Raw genomic sequence first — 15,723 nt, forward strand, 5'->3', positions numbered from 1 at the left:
CCCCCTTATGATGTCCCCCAGACTCTTTACCCTGCGATGACCCATGGCCGATTCTGCTTTTTTCTGCACCCTGTCTCACGAAGGCGTTCTCGCAGTACGCGGCGCGGATGCCGGCAAATTCCTGCAAGGCCAATTGACCTGCAACCTCAATTACCTGAGTGACACCCAGGCCAGCCTCGGCGCCCGCTGCACACAGAAGGGCCGGATGCAGTCGAGTTTCCGCATCCTGCTGGAAGGCGACGGTGTTCTGATGGCCATGGCCACCGAACTGCTGGAACCGCAACTGGCGGACCTGAAAAAGTACGCAGTGTTTTCCAAATCCAAACTGACCGACGAAAGAGCCGCCTGGGTCCGCTTCGGCGTCGACCATGGCGATGCGGCACTGATCAGCCTCGGTCTTGAGCTTCCGGCTGATACCGACAGCGTCGCGCGCAATGACGGCTTGATCGCCATTCGCGTCTCGCCGGACCGCGCCGAACTCTGGGTCGCCGCCGACCAGGCCGATGTCATCAAGGGCAAGCTGTCCGCCGTATTGGCCGAAGGCGATCTGAATCAATGGCTGTTGGGCCAGATCCGCGCAGGGATCGGCCAGGTCATGCCGAGCACTCGCGAGTTGTTCATCCCGCAGATGCTCAATCTGCAAGCCGTGGGTGGCGTGAGCTTCAAGAAAGGTTGCTACACCGGCCAGGAAATCGTCGCGCGCATGCAGTACCTGGGCAAACTCAAGCGCCGCTTGTATCGCCTGACACTGGATGCCAGCGAATTGCCTGAACCTGGCACACCACTGTTCTCCCCTACCCACGGCAGCTCTATCGGCGAAGTGGTGCTGGCCGCCAACGCCGGGAAAAACATTGAACTTCTGGCCGTGCTGCAAGCCGAAGCAGCGGAAGGAGGTGATATCCATCTGGGCGCGCTCGAAGGGCCAGCCCTGCACCTGCTCGACCTGCCTTATCAACTGGATCGCGATCGCGAAATTCAGCGTTAACCGCAGCACTTGTTGCAACACCCTAGAGAAAAGAAATGAGCGAGCTGGCGGATAAGGTCCAACAGGATTTGGTTGAGGCCATCGATAACGATGACCTGGTTCTGCCAACGTTACCGGAAGTGGCCCTGCAGATTCGCAAGGCCGCTGAAGACCCGGAAATCAGTGTCAGCACCCTGAGCAAAGTGATCGGCCGCGATACCGCGCTGTCGGCGCGTCTGATCAAAGTGGTCAATAGCCCGCTGTTGCGCGCGACACAGGAAGTCACTGACCTGCACACGGCGATTACTCGACTGGGCATCAATTACAGCAGCAACCTGGCCATTGGTCTGGTCATGGAACAGATTTTCCATGCCCGCTCCGAGGTGGTAGAACAGAAAATGCGCGATGTCTGGCGCAAAAGCCTGGAAATCGCCGGGATCAGCTATGCATTGTGCCGCAGGTACACGCAACTCAAGCCCGATCAGGCAGCCCTTGGCGGACTGGTGCATCAGATCGGTGTGTTGCCGATCCTGACCTACGCCGAAGATCACTATGAACTGCTGGCTGACCCGGTCAGCCTCAACCATGTGATTGATCACATTCATCCATTGCTCGGCGACAAACTGCTCAGGGTCTGGGAGTTTCCGGAAATGCTGGTACAGGTGCCGGGACTTTATCTGGACTTCAATCGACAGTCCGAGCGGGTCGATTATGTCGATCTGGTGCAAGTAGCCAGCCTGTATTGCCACAAGGACACCGACCATCCCCTCGCGCGCATCGACGCATTCAGCGTGCCGGCGTTCAAAAAGCTGGGGATTGATCCAGAGAACGAGGCGATGTGCCGCGATCTGGAAGAGTCGCGGTCGATGTTTTACTGATAATTGTGGCGAGGGGGCTTGCCCCCGTTGGACCGCATAGCGGTCCCAAAAGCCGCGACTGCTGCGCAGCCGAACGGGGCGATGCGGCGTTCCGACAAGCCCCCTCGCCACAGAGAATGCGTTCACTCCCCAGCGATAAAACTCACCCGCACCTTCAACCCGGCCTGCTCGCCATCGTGCAGGCTGATTTGAGCCAAGTGCGCGCGGCAGATTTCGCCAACAATCGCCAGTCCCAACCCCGAACCGGCCACCTGCTGGTTGCGCCGGTAAAAGCGCTCGAACACCCGATCGCGCTCTTCAAGAGGAATGCCTGGGCCATCGTCCTCGACCTCCAACACGGCCGGTGCCGTGACCCGAAGAATCACGTTGCCACCCGATGGCGTGTGCGCCAGCGCGTTATCCACCAGATTGCTCAACAGTTCGTTCAACAGCGTTGGCTCGCCGCGCAACCACACCGGTTCGTCCGCTTCCAGCGCCAGCGCCACACCGCGTGCGTGGGCCAGCGGTGCCATGGCCATGCCGAGTTCGCGAGCCAGCTGACTGAGATCAAGCAACTGCGCGCCACCCTCGGCGATGGCCCGGGCACCATTTTCGACCCGTGCCAGCGAGAGCAATTGATTGGCAAGGTGGGTCAGACGATCCGTGCCTTGGGCGGCGGTTTCCAACGTATTGCGCCAGGTTTCAGGTTCGGTCGAGCGCAAACCCAGTTCCAGTCGTGCCTTGAGCGCCGCCAGGGGCGTACGCAGCTCATGGGCGGCATCGGCGATGAACTGCGCCTGACGCTCGAACTGCCCGCGCAGGCGCTCGGTAAAGTGATTGAGCGCGCGCACCAGCGGCCATAATTCGTGCTGCACTTCCACCAACGGTAATGGCCGCAGATCGTCCGGCTGACGTTCTTCCACCGCGGTGCGCAAGCGTTCCAGCGGACGCAACGCGGCGCTGACAGCAAACCACACCAACAACAACGCACCCACCGCCAGCATGCCCAGACGCAATAACGTGTCCGCCGCCAGGCTGCGGGCCATGCTGACCCGCGCTTCATCGGTTTCCGCCACGCGGATTTCCGCCATGCCGTTCATGTTCGGCTCGCTCACGGGTTTGAGCAGGCTCACCACGCGCACGTTCTGCCCCTGGTACTTGGCGTTATAGAAACGCGCCAGTGCCGGATAGTCATCGGTGCGCGGCGTGCCCGGCGGCGGAGGCGGAAGGTTTTCGTAACCGGAGATCAGCTTCTGATTGATGTCGTTGACCAGGTAAAAAATCCGTCCCGCACTGTCGTACGCGAACGTGTCGAGGGCCACGTACGGCACGTCGGCGCTCAGCGAGCCGTCGCGCTGGGAAACACCAGCAGCGATGGTCCGCGCCGAGGCCAGCAAGGTCCGGTCATAGGCGGTGTCGGCGGCTTCGCGACCGTTCCAGTAAGCGCTCAAACCACTGGCCAACATCAACACCACCAGCAACAACGCCAGATTCCACAGCAACCGCCAGCGCAGGCTGCTGGGCTTATGCATCGCGGCTTTCCAGCAAGTAGCCGAGACCGCGGAAGGTCACGATGACCACCGGTTGGCCATCGAGCTTTTTGCGCAGGCGATGGACATAGATCTCGATGGCGTCGGGGCTGGCCTCTTCGTCCAGACCGAACACTTGCGAGGCCAGTTGCTCCTTGCTCATCACCCGACCGGGACGGGCGATCAGGGCTTCGAGCACGGCCTGCTCGCGGGAAGTCAGGGTCAGCAATTCTTCGCCGAGGGTGAAGCGCCGAGTGTCCAGGTCATAGGCCAGCACACCGCAGCGCTGCTGGCGTTCACCGCCGAGCACACTGCGGCGCAGCAAGGCTTTGACCCGGGCTTCGAGTTCGGTCAGTTCGAAAGGTTTGGCCAGGTAATCGTCGGCGCCGAGGTTCAGGCCGTGGACCCGGTCCTTGACGTCGCTGCGGGCGGTCAACATCAACACCGGCAGGTTCTTGCCCCGCGCCCGCAGGCGCGCCAGCACTTCGAAACCATCCATGCGCGGCAGGCCGACGTCGAGGATCGCCATGGCGTATTCCTCGCTGCTCAACGCCAGGTCGGCCGCCACTCCGTCGTGCAGCACATCCACGGTCAACCCGGTGCTCTTGAGCGCCTGGGCGACACTTTCGGCGAGCTGCAGGTGGTCTTCGACGAGCAGAACACGCATGGATCTTTACCTCATTCAGGGATGGTCGACGCCATTCTTTGGCGCGGAGTTTACAGCCGCAACCGCCGCTGTGAAGCCCGAAAACCGTGAAAGTCAGCTGAAAGGTTAGCGAAAGGTTCGCCGGTTAGAGTCCAGCCACGGACAGTTTCGACTGCCCGTCGCTACCGCACATAGCGTACGAAAAACGCCTCGAAGCGTTTTCGCCAATAAGAACAATAAACGGAGTACTTCAAGATGCTGTCCATGCAGCTTCAGGCTTGCCCGCCTGCTCGCTTTTCCCGCCTCAGCCACACCGCCCTTGCCAGTGCCGCCGCCCTCGCCGGCTTTTCGCCGTTGAGCCAGGCTGCCTTCTTTGAAGACAGTACGGCAACCCTTGAAACCCGCAACATGTATTTCAACCGCGACTTTCGCGACGGTACCAGCGCCCAGCAATCCAAGCGGGACGAATGGGCTCAGGGGTTCATGCTCAATCTGCAATCGGGTTACACCGACGGCGCCGTGGGGTTCGGTGTCGATGCGCTGGGCATGCTGGGGGTCAAACTCGATTCGAGTCCCGACCGCACCGGCACCGGCCTGCTGCCAACCCATGACGACGGCCGCGCAGCCGATGAGTACTCCAAGCTTGGCCTGACCGGCAAAGTGAAGATCTCCGCCACCGAACTGAAAATCGGCAGCCTGATTCCGGAACTGCCGATCCTCAAGCCCAACGACGGGCGCATCCTGCCGCAGACCTTCGAAGGCGGCCTGCTGACCTCCAAAGAGATCAAGAACCTGACCTTCACCGGCGGGCGTCTGGAGAAAGCCAAGGACCGCGACAGCACCGATTTCGAGGACATTGCCCTCAACAACAAGAACAGCCGCTTCGCTGGCACCGCAGCCGGCAAGCATTTCGACTTTGGCGGCGTGGACTACAAGTTCACCGACAAAATCACCGGCAGCTACCACTTCGCGCAACTCGATGAAGTCTACAACCAGCACTTCCTCGGCATGGTCGCCTCGCAGCCGTTCGGCCCGGGGACGTTCGGCACCGACCTGCGACTGGCCATCAGTGACGACCAGGGCGCGGCCCGTGGCGGCAAGATCGACAACAAATCCCTCAATGGCCTGGCGAGCTATGCCTTGAGCGGGCATAAATTCAGCGCCGGCTACCAGCACATGTCCGGCGACAGCGCGTTCCCTTATGTCGATGGCAGTGACCCGTACTTGGTCAACTTCGTTCAGATCAACGACTTTGCCGGCGCCGAAGAGCGCTCCTGGCAGGCACGTTACGACTTTGACTTCGCCAAGCTTGGGGTTCCCGGCCTGAGTTTCATGAGCCGTTACCTGAGCGGTGACAACATCAAGCTCAAGAACGGTGACGAAGGCAAAGAGTGGGAACGCAACACCGAAATCAAATACGTCGTACAAAGCGGCGCGCTCAAGGATGTCGCCGTGCGCCTGCGCAATGCCACTTACCGTTCCAACTACTCCGCTCGCGATGCCAATGAAGTGCGTCTGCTGGTGAGCTATAGCGTTGCCCTTTGGTAATTCAGTACACCTATAACAACAACTCCCAAGGAGACTTGAATGAACTTATCACTGCGTAAAGTTGCTCTCACCGCCAGCGCCCTGCTGTTCGCCGGCCAATTGCTCGCCGAACCCAAACGCCCGGAATGCATCGCCCCGGCCTCGCCAGGCGGCGGTTTCGACCTGACCTGCAAGCTGGCGCAAAGCGCGCTGGTGAATCAGAAACTGCTGACTAAACCAATGCGCGTGACCTACATGCCCGGCGGTGTTGGCGCGGTGGCGTACAACGCGGTGGTCGCTCAGCGTCCAGCCGATGCCGGCACGTTGGTGGCGTGGTCCAGCGGTTCGCTGTTGAACCTGGCCCAAGGCAAGTTCGGCCGTTTCGATGAAAACGCCGTGCGCTGGCTGGCGGCGGTTGGAACAAGCTACGGCGCCATCGCGGTGAAAAGCGATTCGCCTTACAAGACCCTGGACGATCTGGTTCAGGCGTTGAAGAAAGATCCGAGCAAAGTGGTGATCGGCTCCGGCGGCACCGTTGGCAGCCAGGACTGGATGCAGACCGCGCTGATCGCCAAGGCTGCCGGGATCAACCCGCGTGACCTGCGTTACGTCGCCCTCGAAGGCGGCGGTGAAATCGCCACCGCCCTGCTCGGCGGCCACATCCAGGTTGGCAGCACCGACATCTCCGACTCCATGCCGCACATCCAGAGCGGGGACATGCGCCTGCTGGCCGTGTTCTCCGAGAAGCGTCTGGACGAGCCGGAAATGAAAGACATTCCGACCGCCAAAGAACAAGGCTACGACATCGTCTGGCCAGTGGTTCGCGGCTTCTACCTCGGGCCAAAGGTCAGCGACGAAGACTACGCCTGGTGGAAAGACGCTTTCGACAAGCTGCTGGCTTCTGAAGAGTTCGCCAAGTTGCGCGATCAACGTGAGCTCTTCCCGTTCGCCATGACCGGCCCGGAGCTGGACACCTACGTGAAGAAGCAGGTTGCGGACTACAAAGTGCTGGCCAAAGAGTTCGGCCTGATTCAGTGATCGCCTCTGTCTAGCGGCTGCGGCCCCCGTTCTGGAGGGCTGTGGCACAGGAGTTTCCCATGCTCTTACAACGCATTTTTGCTTCGATGCTGTTGGTGGCCTGTCTCAGCCTGGTGCTGATGGCCTGGCCCTACCAGGCACCTTTTTCCTACGAACCGATCGGCCCACGGGCCTTCCCCCTGTTGATGCTGGGGCTGATGGGCCTGGGGTTGGTTTATATGGTGTATCGCCCTTCGCCGATCAAACACACCGATGAAGATCCGCCGATGGATCGCGAAACCCTGAACAAAATCGGCCTTTGCGTGCTGTTGTTGCTGATCTTTGCCGGGCTGTTCGAACCACTGGGCTTCATCCTCAGCAGCATGCTGATTGGCATTCCGATGGCACGCCTGTATGGCGGACGCTGGTTGCCGAGCGCAGTGATCATCAGCCTGATGAGCATCGGTCTGTACCTGCTGTTCGACAAAGTCATGGACGTGCCACTGCCTCTGGGCCTGCTCGACGTTCTGGAGAACTGATATGGATACGCTTGGTTATTTGAGTCACGGCTTCGGCGTCGCATTGACCCCTTACAACTTGGTGACCGCACTCAGCGGTACGCTGATCGGTACCGTCGTCGGCCTGCTCCCCGGCCTGGGTCCGATCAACGGCGTGGCGTTGCTGATCCCGATCGCCTTCGCCCTCGGCCTGCCACCGGAGTCAGCGTTGATCCTGCTGGCCGCGGTTTATCTGGGTTGCGAGTACGGCGGCCGGATCAGTTCGATTCTGCTGAACATTCCGGGCGAAGCCTCTACCGTGATGACCACCCTCGACGGCTACCCAATGGCCCGTCAGGGGATGGCCGGGGTTGCGTTATCACTTTCGGCGTGGAGTTCGTTCATCGGCGCTTTCATTGCGACCTGCGGGATGGTGGTGTTCGCACCGATTCTGGCGAAATGGGCGATTGCCTTCGGTCCGGCGGAATATTTCGTACTGATGGTGTTCGCGATTGTCTGCCTCGGCGGCATGGCGGGTGATCGACCGCTCAAGACGTTTATTGCGGCGCTGATCGGTCTGTTCCTGTCGACGGTTGGCATTGATGCCAACAGCGGTGTCTACCGCTTCACCGGTGACAATATCCACCTCACCGATGGCATTCAGTTCGTGGTGCTGGTGCTGGGTCTGTTCTCGATCAGTGAAATCCTCTTGCTGCTGGAAAAAACCCACCGTGGCCAGGAAGCGTTCCAGGCCACTGGCCGCATGATGTTCAACTTCAAGGAGGCCGCTTCGGTGTTCTGGGTGAACATTCGTTGCGGTGTGCTCGGCTTCATCATGGGCGTGTTGCCCGGTGCTGGCGCGACACTGGCCAGCGCCGTGGCTTACATGACCGAGAAACGCATCGCGGGTCCAAGCGGAAAATTCGGACAAGGCGACAAGCGTGGTCTCGCCGCTCCGGAAACCGCCATCGGCGCTGAAGCCTGCGGCGCTCTGGTGCCAATGCTGACGCTGGGTGTTCCGGGTTCGGGCACGACGGCGGTGATGATCGGCGCACTGTCGCTGTACAACATCACCCCTGGCCCACTGCTGTTTCAACAGCAACCGGACATCGTCTGGGGCCTGATCGCTTCGTTGTTTGTCGCCAACATCATGCTGGTGATCCTCAACATTCCAATGATCCGCATCTTCACCCGCATCCTCGCCGTGCCGAACTGGGCGCTGGTGCCGATGATCGCGATCATTACCGCCATCGGCGTTTTCGCGGTGCATGCCACCACCTTCGACCTGTTCCTGATGATCGGCATCGGCATCTTCGGCTACATTCTGCGTAAGCTGGATTTTCCGCTGTCACCCGTGTTGCTGGGCTTTATCCTCGGTGGCTTGATGGAACAGAACCTGCGCCGAGCCTTGTCGATCTCCAACGGTTCACTGGAGATTCTCTGGTCGAGCGGGATCACCATGGGTGTCTGGGCGTTGATCGCCGTGATGCTGCTGGTGCCGATCCTGCGAATCTGGCGCAAACGTTCAGTCGCCCGGCGCGTTATCGTCGATGTCTGATCGAGTGCCCTTCAAAGCCTGGTGGGGAACTCCGCTGGTCGGTCTGCTGGGCGGTTACCTGGCCAGCCAGATCGGCTGGCCACTGCCGTGGATGGTCGGCTCGTTGCTGGCGATCATCCTGGTGCGTTGCCTGACACCCTGGCAATTGGCGGAAATCCCTGGCGGCCGCAAGTGCGGCCAGTGGATTGTCGGTATCGGTATCGGCCTGCACTTCACCCCGGTGGTGATGGAGCAGGTCCTGAGCCACTTCGGTCTGATCTTCTTCGGTGCGTTGGTCACCAGCCTGTCGGCCGTGGTCGGGGTCTGGTTGATGCGGCGTACCGGTGAAGATCGCGCCACCGCGTTCTTTTCCAGCATGCCGGGCGGCTCCGGGGAGATGGTCAACCTCGGCGCGCGTAACGGCGCCGTGCTCAGTCGTGTTGCGGCGGGGCAAAGTCTGCGGGTGTTGGTGGTGGTGCTTTGTGTGCCGGCAGCGTTCAAGTATTTGTTGGGTGACGGCGCACCGATTTTTCATCCGTCCACCGTCAATTGGTGGTGGCTCGCTCTTCTCTTCCCAGCGGGCGCCTTGGCGGCGTGGCTCTGGGAACGTCTGCGTCAACCCAATCCGTGGCTGTTCGGACCGTTGCTTGTGAGTGCGGCGGTGAGTATTGGCGGGGATCTGCACATCGGATTGCCCAACGGCGGCAGCCAGATCGGGCAATGGCTGATTGGCAGCGGGTTGGGGTGTCACTTCAATCGGCAGTTTTTTCGGCGTGCGCCTTCATTCATGGGCCGGACCTTGATCGGCACGGTGTTGACCATGTTGATCGCCACGCTGGCGGCATTGGGGTTGAGTGCGCTGACGCACCTGGATTTGCGTTCTCTGACGTTAGGCATGATGCCCGGCGGGATTGCGGAGATGAGCCTGACGGCGGAGACGTTGCAGTTGTCGGTGCCGCTGGTGACGGCGATGCAGGTGATGCGGCTGTTGTTTGTGTTGTTTCTGGCGGAGCCGTTGTTCAAGTATTGGAATCGGCAACCGGATTCTGTCTGAAAGACCGAGTCGACCCCTTCGCGAGCAAGCTCGCTCCCACAGGGTTCGCGTGATACTTGTGGGAGCGAGCTTGCTCGCGAAGGGGCCAACTCGGTCAACGCATCAAACTGGCGGCAACCGCCACTCGATCGGCGTTTCGCCATTCTGCTCCAGATATTTATTGGTTCGACTAAAGTGCCCGCACCCGAGGAAGCCCCGATAAGCGGACAGCGGTGACGGATGCACCGACGTCAGCACCAGATGCTTGGTGGCATCGATCAGTTTCTGCTTGCTCTGTGCATGGGCGCCCCACAGCATGAACACCAGATGCGGCTGATGTTCGCTGACCACTTCAATGATCCGATCGGTGAAATACTGCCAGCCCTTGTCCTTGTGCGCATTGGCGTTGGCGCGTTCCACGGTCATGGTGGTGTTGATCATCAGCACGCCCTGGTCCGCCCAGCTTTGCAGGCAACCGTGGGTCGGGATGTCGATGTTCAGGTCGCGTTTCAACTCTTTATAGATGTTCACCAGCGACGGCGGCGCCGGTACGCCCGGTTGCACCGAAAAGCACAAGCCGTGGGCCTGTCCCGGACCGTGGTACGGGTCCTGGCCGAGGATGACGACTTTGACTTTATCCAGCGGCGTCGAATTGAGTGCATTGAAAATCATCGGTCCCGGGGGGTAGATTTCCTTGCCTGCCGCGCGCTCCTCTTGCAGGAAGTTGCGCAACTCTGCCATGTAGGGCTGGTCGAATTCGGCACGCAGTGCCTCCTTCCAGCTCGGTTCGAGTTTGATACGGTCGTCAGCAGTCATGGTTACATCCGGCAAAAACAATGGGGCGAACCCTAGGAAAGCCCATCACGCTTGTCAATTGATCTGACGCAGATCCGGCACTTTCCTACATAGCGATCATACTGAACGCTCAAATTCCCGATCGAGGTCACGATGAATCTGCACTTCGAAGAACTCACGGGCACCGACGGCGCACGCATCGGAGTCGCCAGCCTGGAGGCCGAAAAATCCCTCAATGCCCTGTCCTTGCCGATGATCAACGCCTTGCGCGATCAACTGGACGTCTGGGCCAAAGAACCGCAAATCGTCTGCGTCGTGTTGCGCGGCAACGGTGCCAAAGCCTTTTGCGCCGGTGGCGAAGTACGCAGCCTGGTGGAAGCCTGTCGCGCCCATCCCGGCGAAGTGCCGCCGCTGGCCGCGCATTTCTTTGCGGCGGAATATCGCCTGGACTTCAATCTGCACACTTACCCTAAACCACTGATCTGCTGGGGGCATGGCTATGTGCTCGGCGGTGGCATGGGGCTGCTGCAAGGGGCGAGCATCCGGATTGTTACGCCGAGCAGCCGCCTGGCGATGCCGGAGATCAGTATCGGTTTGTACCCGGATGTCGGGGCCAGTTGGTTTCTGTCTCGCCTCCCCGGCAAGCTCGGATTGTTTCTCGGCCTGACCGGCGCCCATATGAACGGTCGCGATGCGATCGATCTCGACCTGGCCGACCGTTTCCTGCTCGATGAACAGCAGGAAGAGCTGATGGAAGGTCTGCTGCAGTTGAACTGGCAGGAACAGACGCCGATGCAGCTGAACAGCCTGCTCAAAGCCCTGCAGCAGGAAGCCATCGCGCAAATGCCCGAAGCCCAGTGGCTACCGCGACGCCAGCAGATCGATGAGCTACTGGATGTCAGTGACGTGCGCTGCGCCTGGAAGGCCATCAGCCAGCTGCGCGACAACACGGATCTGCTGCTCAGCCGTGCCGCGAAAACCATGAGCGAAGGGTCGCCCCTGACTGCTCATCTGGTGTGGGAACAGATCGCCCGCGCCCGGCACATGTCGCTGGCTCAAGTCTTTCAGATGGAATACACCATGAGCCTCAACTGCTGCCGTCATCCGGAGTTCAGCGAAGGCGTGCGCGCACGGTTGATCGACAAGGATCAAAAACCGCATTGGCACTGGCCGGACATCAATAACCTGCCGGATGCGGTGGTAGACGCGCATTTCCACAAGGCCTGGGAAGGCCGACATCCTCTGGCCGATCTGTAGTAATACTGAAATTCGGGCATAAAAAAGCGGCGCTTCATGCGCCGCTTTTTTATGAGTGTTTAACGGTGGCCGCCTCGGCCATCGTGATTTCCGCGACCGTTGTGGTCGCCTCGTCCGCCACGGTTGTCGCGTCCGCCATGGCCGCCGCGATAGTCGTTGTTTCCACCGCGGTTACGTCCGTCCCAACCGCCACGGTTACGGCCATCCCAGCCGCGATTCTGATGAGCCCGGTAATCGGCTCGTGGCGACGACTGGTAATAACGTGGTGCCGGTTGATAAACCCGCGGCTGGTGGTAATACCGCGGCGTTGGCTGGTAATACCGCGCTGGCGGTGCGTAGTACCGGCGTGGTTGCGTGTAATAACCCCCGCCACCTGAGTAGTAAGGCCCGCCACCGGAATAATAGGCTGGCGAGGTATAGACCTCGGAACTGTAGTAGCTGGCTCCTCCATCGGAATAGGGCACGCATGCACCAAGTAACAATCCCAATACAGCAATCAGAAGAATTCGGCGATACATAGCGGCCTCCTGGACCGCGAGTGAGCCATACCAGCGACGCTGGCAGGCGACAGTCAATTATTCGGTGACTGTCGAAAGATCAGACATCGTTTTCCAAATCTGGTGCGTTCGCGAAACAGATTGAAACAAGTCGCCGATGAAAGGTTTTTCATCCATTCACCCGCTGATTAATGGTGGCCACCGCGATATCCACCACCGTAATGACGTGGCCCGTGCCCGCCCCAATAGTAGTAGCGATAGCCACCATAAAAGCGAGGGCCGTAGTAATAACGCGGTCCGTAATAGTAGGAATAGGGCGAATAACCGGGGTAGTAATAAGGCGCGGAATACACATCATAGCCACCGGCATAGTAGTAGCAGCCGGATATCCCAAGACCCAGAACAACACCAAGCAACAGTCGACGAAACATGGCGGCCTCCTGAAAGACCCACAACCGGAACAGGCCGGCTGACACCTGTTTTGACTGGAAATGCTCCATCGAGTGCCGAGCCGCCTGGACCTTCAGATCAGCGGCCGGCCCGATCCATTGCGGTGCACCCATGCACCATCACAAGGCAACGCCGCCACCTATCCCCAACGCGCCAATGGCGTAATCGCCCACGCTAGAGCGCTCAAGCCGACTTGGCACGGCTCTCGCTTTAGCAAAGACGTGCAGGAGTCATCACAGGTTCGCGGCACCACAATTTGCAATGGCTGACTAGGGTTCCGGCTCGCTAAGGCGAGTGGCTGGTCCGAGAGTTGGCGACCTCCAGTTGAGGTTACACGGCGGGACAAAAGCCCGGGAGACAAGCCACCGTTCGCGGTGCCGCGTTGACTCCTGCCCGCCCTTGATCAACTGGAGAACCACCCCATGCTCAAGCATCGTTTACCCGCCCTGCTCGCCGCTGCATTCGCAGCCTTCGTGAGCGTCTCGTCCCAGGCCGCCCAGAAAGACCACTTCAGCGTCTGCTGGACCATCTACGCCGGCTGGATGCCCTGGGAATACGCTGGCAGCCAAGGCATCGTCGACAAATGGGCGAAGAAGTACGGCATCAAGATTGATGTGGTGCAGCTCAATGACTATGTCGAATCCATCAACCAATACACCGCTGGCCAATTCGACGGCTGCACCATGACCAACATGGATGCGCTGACCATTCCGGCGGCCGGCGGCGTCGACAGCACCGCGCTGATCGTCAGCGACTTCTCCAACGGCAACGACGGCATCGTGCTCAAGGGCGACGGCAAAAAAGTCACCGACCTCAAGGGCATGGACGTCAATCTGGTGGAACTCTCTGTCTCCCACTACCTGCTGGCCCGGGCCCTGGATTCGGTCGATCTCACCGAGAAAGACCTGAAAGTGGTCAACACCTCCGACGCCGACATCTCGGCTGCCTTCAACACCGATCAGGTCAACGCCGTCACCACCTGGAACCCGATGCTTTCGGACATCAAGGCCAAGCCTGCGGTGACCGAAGTGTTCAACTCCAGCCAGATCCCCGGCGAAATCATGGACATGATGGTGGTCAACAGCGCCACCCTCAAAGACAACCCGGCCCTGGGCAAAGCCCTGACCGGCGCTTGGTTCGAAGTGGTCGAGTTGATGAACGCGAAAAACGCTGCCAGCAAGGTCGCGCTCGAACACATGGCCAAAGCTTCCGGCACCGATCTGGCCGGTTTCCAGTCGCAACTGGACACCACCAAATTGTTCGCCACACCCAAAGAAGCCCTGGCGTTCTCCACCAGCAAGCAACTGCCGGAAACCATGCGCAAGGTGGCCGAGTTTTCGTTCCAGCACGGCTTGCTGGGTGAAGGCGCCAAGGACACCAGCGCGGTCGGCATGGCCTTCGCCAATGGCGTGACCAGCGGCGACAAAACCAACCTCAAGCTGCGCTTCGACCCGACCTACGTGCAGATGGCCGCCGACGCGAAGCTGTAATCAGGAGGACCTGGCCATGCGCCTGATCAATCGCCACCCGGATCGCCCGAGTCGCCTGCTGTTGGTGATCCTGCCGTTCGCCCTGGTGCTGTTCGCCTACTTCATGGGCTCGGCCGAGCGGCTGACGGACAACCCCAACGACAAGCTGCTGCCGAGCGCCGTGCAGATGACCGACGCGGTCAAACGTCTGGCGTTCACCGCCGACACCCGCACCGGCGACTATTTACTTTGGCAAGACACCGCGTCCAGCCTGCGACGCCTGGCTATCGGTCTCGGCATCAGTGCGCTGGCCGGGCTGTGCCTAGGCATCGCCGCCGGGACGTTGCCGCTGTTCGGCGCGCCGTTGTCGCCGTTGCTGACGGTGCTGTCGATGGTGCCGCCGCTGGCGATTCTGCCGATTCTGTTCATCGTGTTCGGGCTGGGGGAATTGTCGAAAGTGATGCTGATCGTGATCGGTATCACCCCGTGTCTTGCTCGCGATCTGGAACAACGTGCCCGTGAGATACCGGTCGAGTTGCTGATCAAGGCCCAGACCCTCGGCGCCTCGACCTGGACGCTGATGCTGCGGGTAGTGCTGCCGCAATTGCTCCCGCGCCTGCTGATCTCGCTACGACTGATGCTCGGCTCGGCGTGGTTGTTCCTGATCGCCGCCGAAGCCATCGCCTCCACCGACGGCCTCGGCTACCGGATTTTCCTGGTGCGCCGTTACCTGGCGATGGACGTGATTCTGCCCTACGTGGTCTGGATCACCCTGCTCGCCTGGCTGATGGATTGGGGCCTGAAACGCCTGACCCAACGGGCGTTCCCTTGGTATGAGGGGGCCCGCGCATGAGCTTCATCACAGTGAAAAATGTCTGGCAGCAATACGCCGATCAGGTGGTGCTCGAAGGGCTGAACCTGAACGTCAACGAGGGTGAGTTCTGCACCTTGGTCGGTGCGTCGGGTTGCGGCAAGTCGACCTTCCTGCGGCTATTGCTGGGCCAGGAACGCGCCAGTCGCGGCGAGATTCTGTTGGATGGCCAGGCCTTGGCCGGCGAACCGGATTCGAGCCGTGGCGTGGTGTTCCAGCGCTACTCGGTGTTCCCGCACTTGAGCGTGCTGGACAACGTCGCCCTGGGCCTTGAACTGCCGCGTTCACCGTTGCTCGGGCGCTTGTTCGGCAGCGCAAAAAAAGACGCACGCGAACAGGCCTCAGTGCTGCTGCACAAAGTCGGCCTCGGCCACTCGCTGGACAAGTACCCGGCGCAGCTCTCCGGCGGCATGCAACAACGACTGGCGATTGCCCAGGCGCTGATCATGAAGCCGCGCGTGTTGCTGCTCGACGAACCGTTCGGCGCCCTCGATCCAGGCATCCGCAAGGACATGCACGGTTTACTGCTGGAGCTGTGGCGCGAGACGCAACTGACGGTGTTCATGGTCACCCACGACTTGTCCGAAGGCTTCAGCCTCGGCACGCGCCTGCTGGTGTTCGACAAGGTCCGAGTCGACCCGCACGCCCCCGGCGCCTATGGCGCGCGCATCACTTACGACATCCCTTTGAACAGCGACCGCCGCGCCCATCGCGCCGCCGTCGACGCCCTGCCGGCTGAGCTGGCAGGCACGCTTCGTACCGCTTAAGAGGATTTTC

16 protein-coding genes and 1 riboswitch are annotated in these 15,723 nt (G+C 60.4%); of the genes, 11 read left to right on the forward strand and 5 right to left on the reverse strand.

The features are described from left to right. The first annotated feature begins 43 nt into the window (after window positions 1–43). Window positions 44–985 (forward strand): CAF17-like 4Fe-4S cluster assembly/insertion protein YgfZ, encoded by a 942-nt coding sequence (gene ygfZ, locus ACA056_RS21785; RefSeq protein WP_497267667.1) that lies wholly within the window; start codon window positions 44–46, stop codon window positions 983–985. Between the two features lie 35 nt (window positions 986–1,020). Next, window positions 1,021–1,842: an HDOD domain-containing protein gene (locus ACA056_RS21790; RefSeq protein WP_497267669.1), complete on the forward strand. Its 822-nt coding sequence runs from the start codon at window positions 1,021–1,023 to the stop codon at window positions 1,840–1,842. 122 nt (window positions 1,843–1,964) lie between these two features. Here the strand turns inward: ACA056_RS21790 and ACA056_RS21795 are convergent, their stop codons facing one another. Together ACA056_RS21795 and ACA056_RS21800 are read right to left on the reverse strand one after the other, a co-directional pair. Further along, the gene (locus ACA056_RS21795) at window positions 1,965–3,353 is read right to left on the reverse strand and encodes a sensor histidine kinase (RefSeq protein WP_497267671.1); all 1,389 of its coding nucleotides are present in this window, start codon (window positions 3,351–3,353) and stop codon (window positions 1,965–1,967) included. Next, window positions 3,346–4,017: a response regulator gene (locus ACA056_RS21800; RefSeq protein WP_123366793.1), complete on the reverse strand. Its 672-nt coding sequence runs from the start codon at window positions 4,015–4,017 to the stop codon at window positions 3,346–3,348. Before ACA056_RS21800 ends, ACA056_RS21795 begins: the two co-directional genes overlap by 8 nt. 234 nt (window positions 4,018–4,251) lie before the next feature. Here ACA056_RS21800 and ACA056_RS21805 point away from each other — a divergent pair, with 234 nt between their 5' ends. The 5 genes from ACA056_RS21805 to ACA056_RS21825 are packed head-to-tail and all read left to right on the forward strand — an operon-like array spanning window position 4,252 to window position 9,628. Then, window positions 4,252–5,544: an OprD family porin gene (locus ACA056_RS21805; RefSeq protein WP_497267673.1), complete on the forward strand. Its 1,293-nt coding sequence runs from the start codon at window positions 4,252–4,254 to the stop codon at window positions 5,542–5,544. A 39-nt stretch (window positions 5,545–5,583) separates the two neighbouring features. Continuing rightward, window positions 5,584–6,561, forward strand: coding sequence for a Bug family tripartite tricarboxylate transporter substrate binding protein (locus tag ACA056_RS21810; protein ID WP_283190139.1), 978 nt, complete (start codon window positions 5,584–5,586; stop codon window positions 6,559–6,561). Window positions 6,562–6,620: 59 nt separating this feature from the next. Further along, on the forward strand, window positions 6,621–7,079 hold the full coding sequence (locus ACA056_RS21815) for a tripartite tricarboxylate transporter TctB family protein (RefSeq protein WP_497267676.1): 459 nt from the start codon (window positions 6,621–6,623) through the stop codon (window positions 7,077–7,079). 1 nt (window position 7,080) lies between these two features. After that, window positions 7,081–8,595: a tripartite tricarboxylate transporter permease gene (locus ACA056_RS21820; protein WP_497267678.1), complete on the forward strand. Its 1,515-nt coding sequence runs from the start codon at window positions 7,081–7,083 to the stop codon at window positions 8,593–8,595. After that, complete coding sequence (locus ACA056_RS21825) at window positions 8,588–9,628, forward strand: AbrB family transcriptional regulator (RefSeq protein WP_497267680.1); 1,041 nt, start codon at window positions 8,588–8,590, stop codon at window positions 9,626–9,628. Before ACA056_RS21820 ends, ACA056_RS21825 begins: the two co-directional genes overlap by 8 nt. A gap of 102 nt (window positions 9,629–9,730) precedes the next feature. Here the strand turns inward: ACA056_RS21825 and ung are convergent, their stop codons facing one another. Next, a complete protein-coding gene (gene ung, locus ACA056_RS21830; protein ID WP_497267682.1) occupies window positions 9,731–10,423 on the reverse strand; it encodes a uracil-DNA glycosylase in 693 nt (230 codons plus the stop codon). A 132-nt stretch (window positions 10,424–10,555) separates the two neighbouring features. Between ung and dspII the strand changes: the two genes are divergently transcribed. Further along, the gene (dspII, locus tag ACA056_RS21835; RefSeq protein WP_497267684.1) at window positions 10,556–11,659 is read left to right on the forward strand and encodes an enoyl-CoA hydratase/isomerase DspII; all 1,104 of its coding nucleotides are present in this window, start codon (window positions 10,556–10,558) and stop codon (window positions 11,657–11,659) included. Window positions 11,660–11,718: 59 nt separating this feature from the next. Here dspII and ACA056_RS21840 read toward each other — a convergent pair whose 3' ends face one another. Further along, window positions 11,719–12,177 carry a hypothetical protein gene (locus ACA056_RS21840; protein WP_497267686.1) on the reverse strand — a complete coding sequence of 153 codons (459 nt, stop codon included), beginning with the start codon at window positions 12,175–12,177 and terminating at the stop codon, window positions 11,719–11,721. A gap of 167 nt (window positions 12,178–12,344) precedes the next feature. Then, window positions 12,345–12,587 carry a hypothetical protein gene (locus ACA056_RS21845; RefSeq protein ID WP_497273580.1) on the reverse strand — a complete coding sequence of 81 codons (243 nt, stop codon included), beginning with the start codon at window positions 12,585–12,587 and terminating at the stop codon, window positions 12,345–12,347. A 277-nt stretch (window positions 12,588–12,864) separates the two neighbouring features. Beyond that, window positions 12,865–12,965, forward strand: a riboswitch (guanidine-I (ykkC/yxkD leader). A gap of 63 nt (window positions 12,966–13,028) precedes the next feature. On the opposite strand from ACA056_RS21845, the gene ACA056_RS21850 reads away from it, so the two are divergent. From ACA056_RS21850 to ACA056_RS21860, 3 genes are read left to right on the forward strand one after another with little or no spacing between them, the layout of a single operon-like run. Further along, window positions 13,029–14,096 carry a putative urea ABC transporter substrate-binding protein gene (locus ACA056_RS21850; RefSeq protein WP_497267688.1) on the forward strand — a complete coding sequence of 356 codons (1,068 nt, stop codon included), beginning with the start codon at window positions 13,029–13,031 and terminating at the stop codon, window positions 14,094–14,096. Between the two features lie 16 nt (window positions 14,097–14,112). After that, on the forward strand, window positions 14,113–14,928 hold the full coding sequence (locus ACA056_RS21855) for an ABC transporter permease (protein ID WP_429513913.1): 816 nt from the start codon (window positions 14,113–14,115) through the stop codon (window positions 14,926–14,928). Beyond that, window positions 14,925–15,713: an ABC transporter ATP-binding protein gene (locus ACA056_RS21860; protein ID WP_497267690.1), complete on the forward strand. Its 789-nt coding sequence runs from the start codon at window positions 14,925–14,927 to the stop codon at window positions 15,711–15,713. Before ACA056_RS21855 ends, ACA056_RS21860 begins: the two co-directional genes overlap by 4 nt. Window positions 15,714–15,723: the final 10 nt, after the last annotated feature.

Source organism: Pseudomonas sp. LBUM1666, from assembly GCF_059695775.1.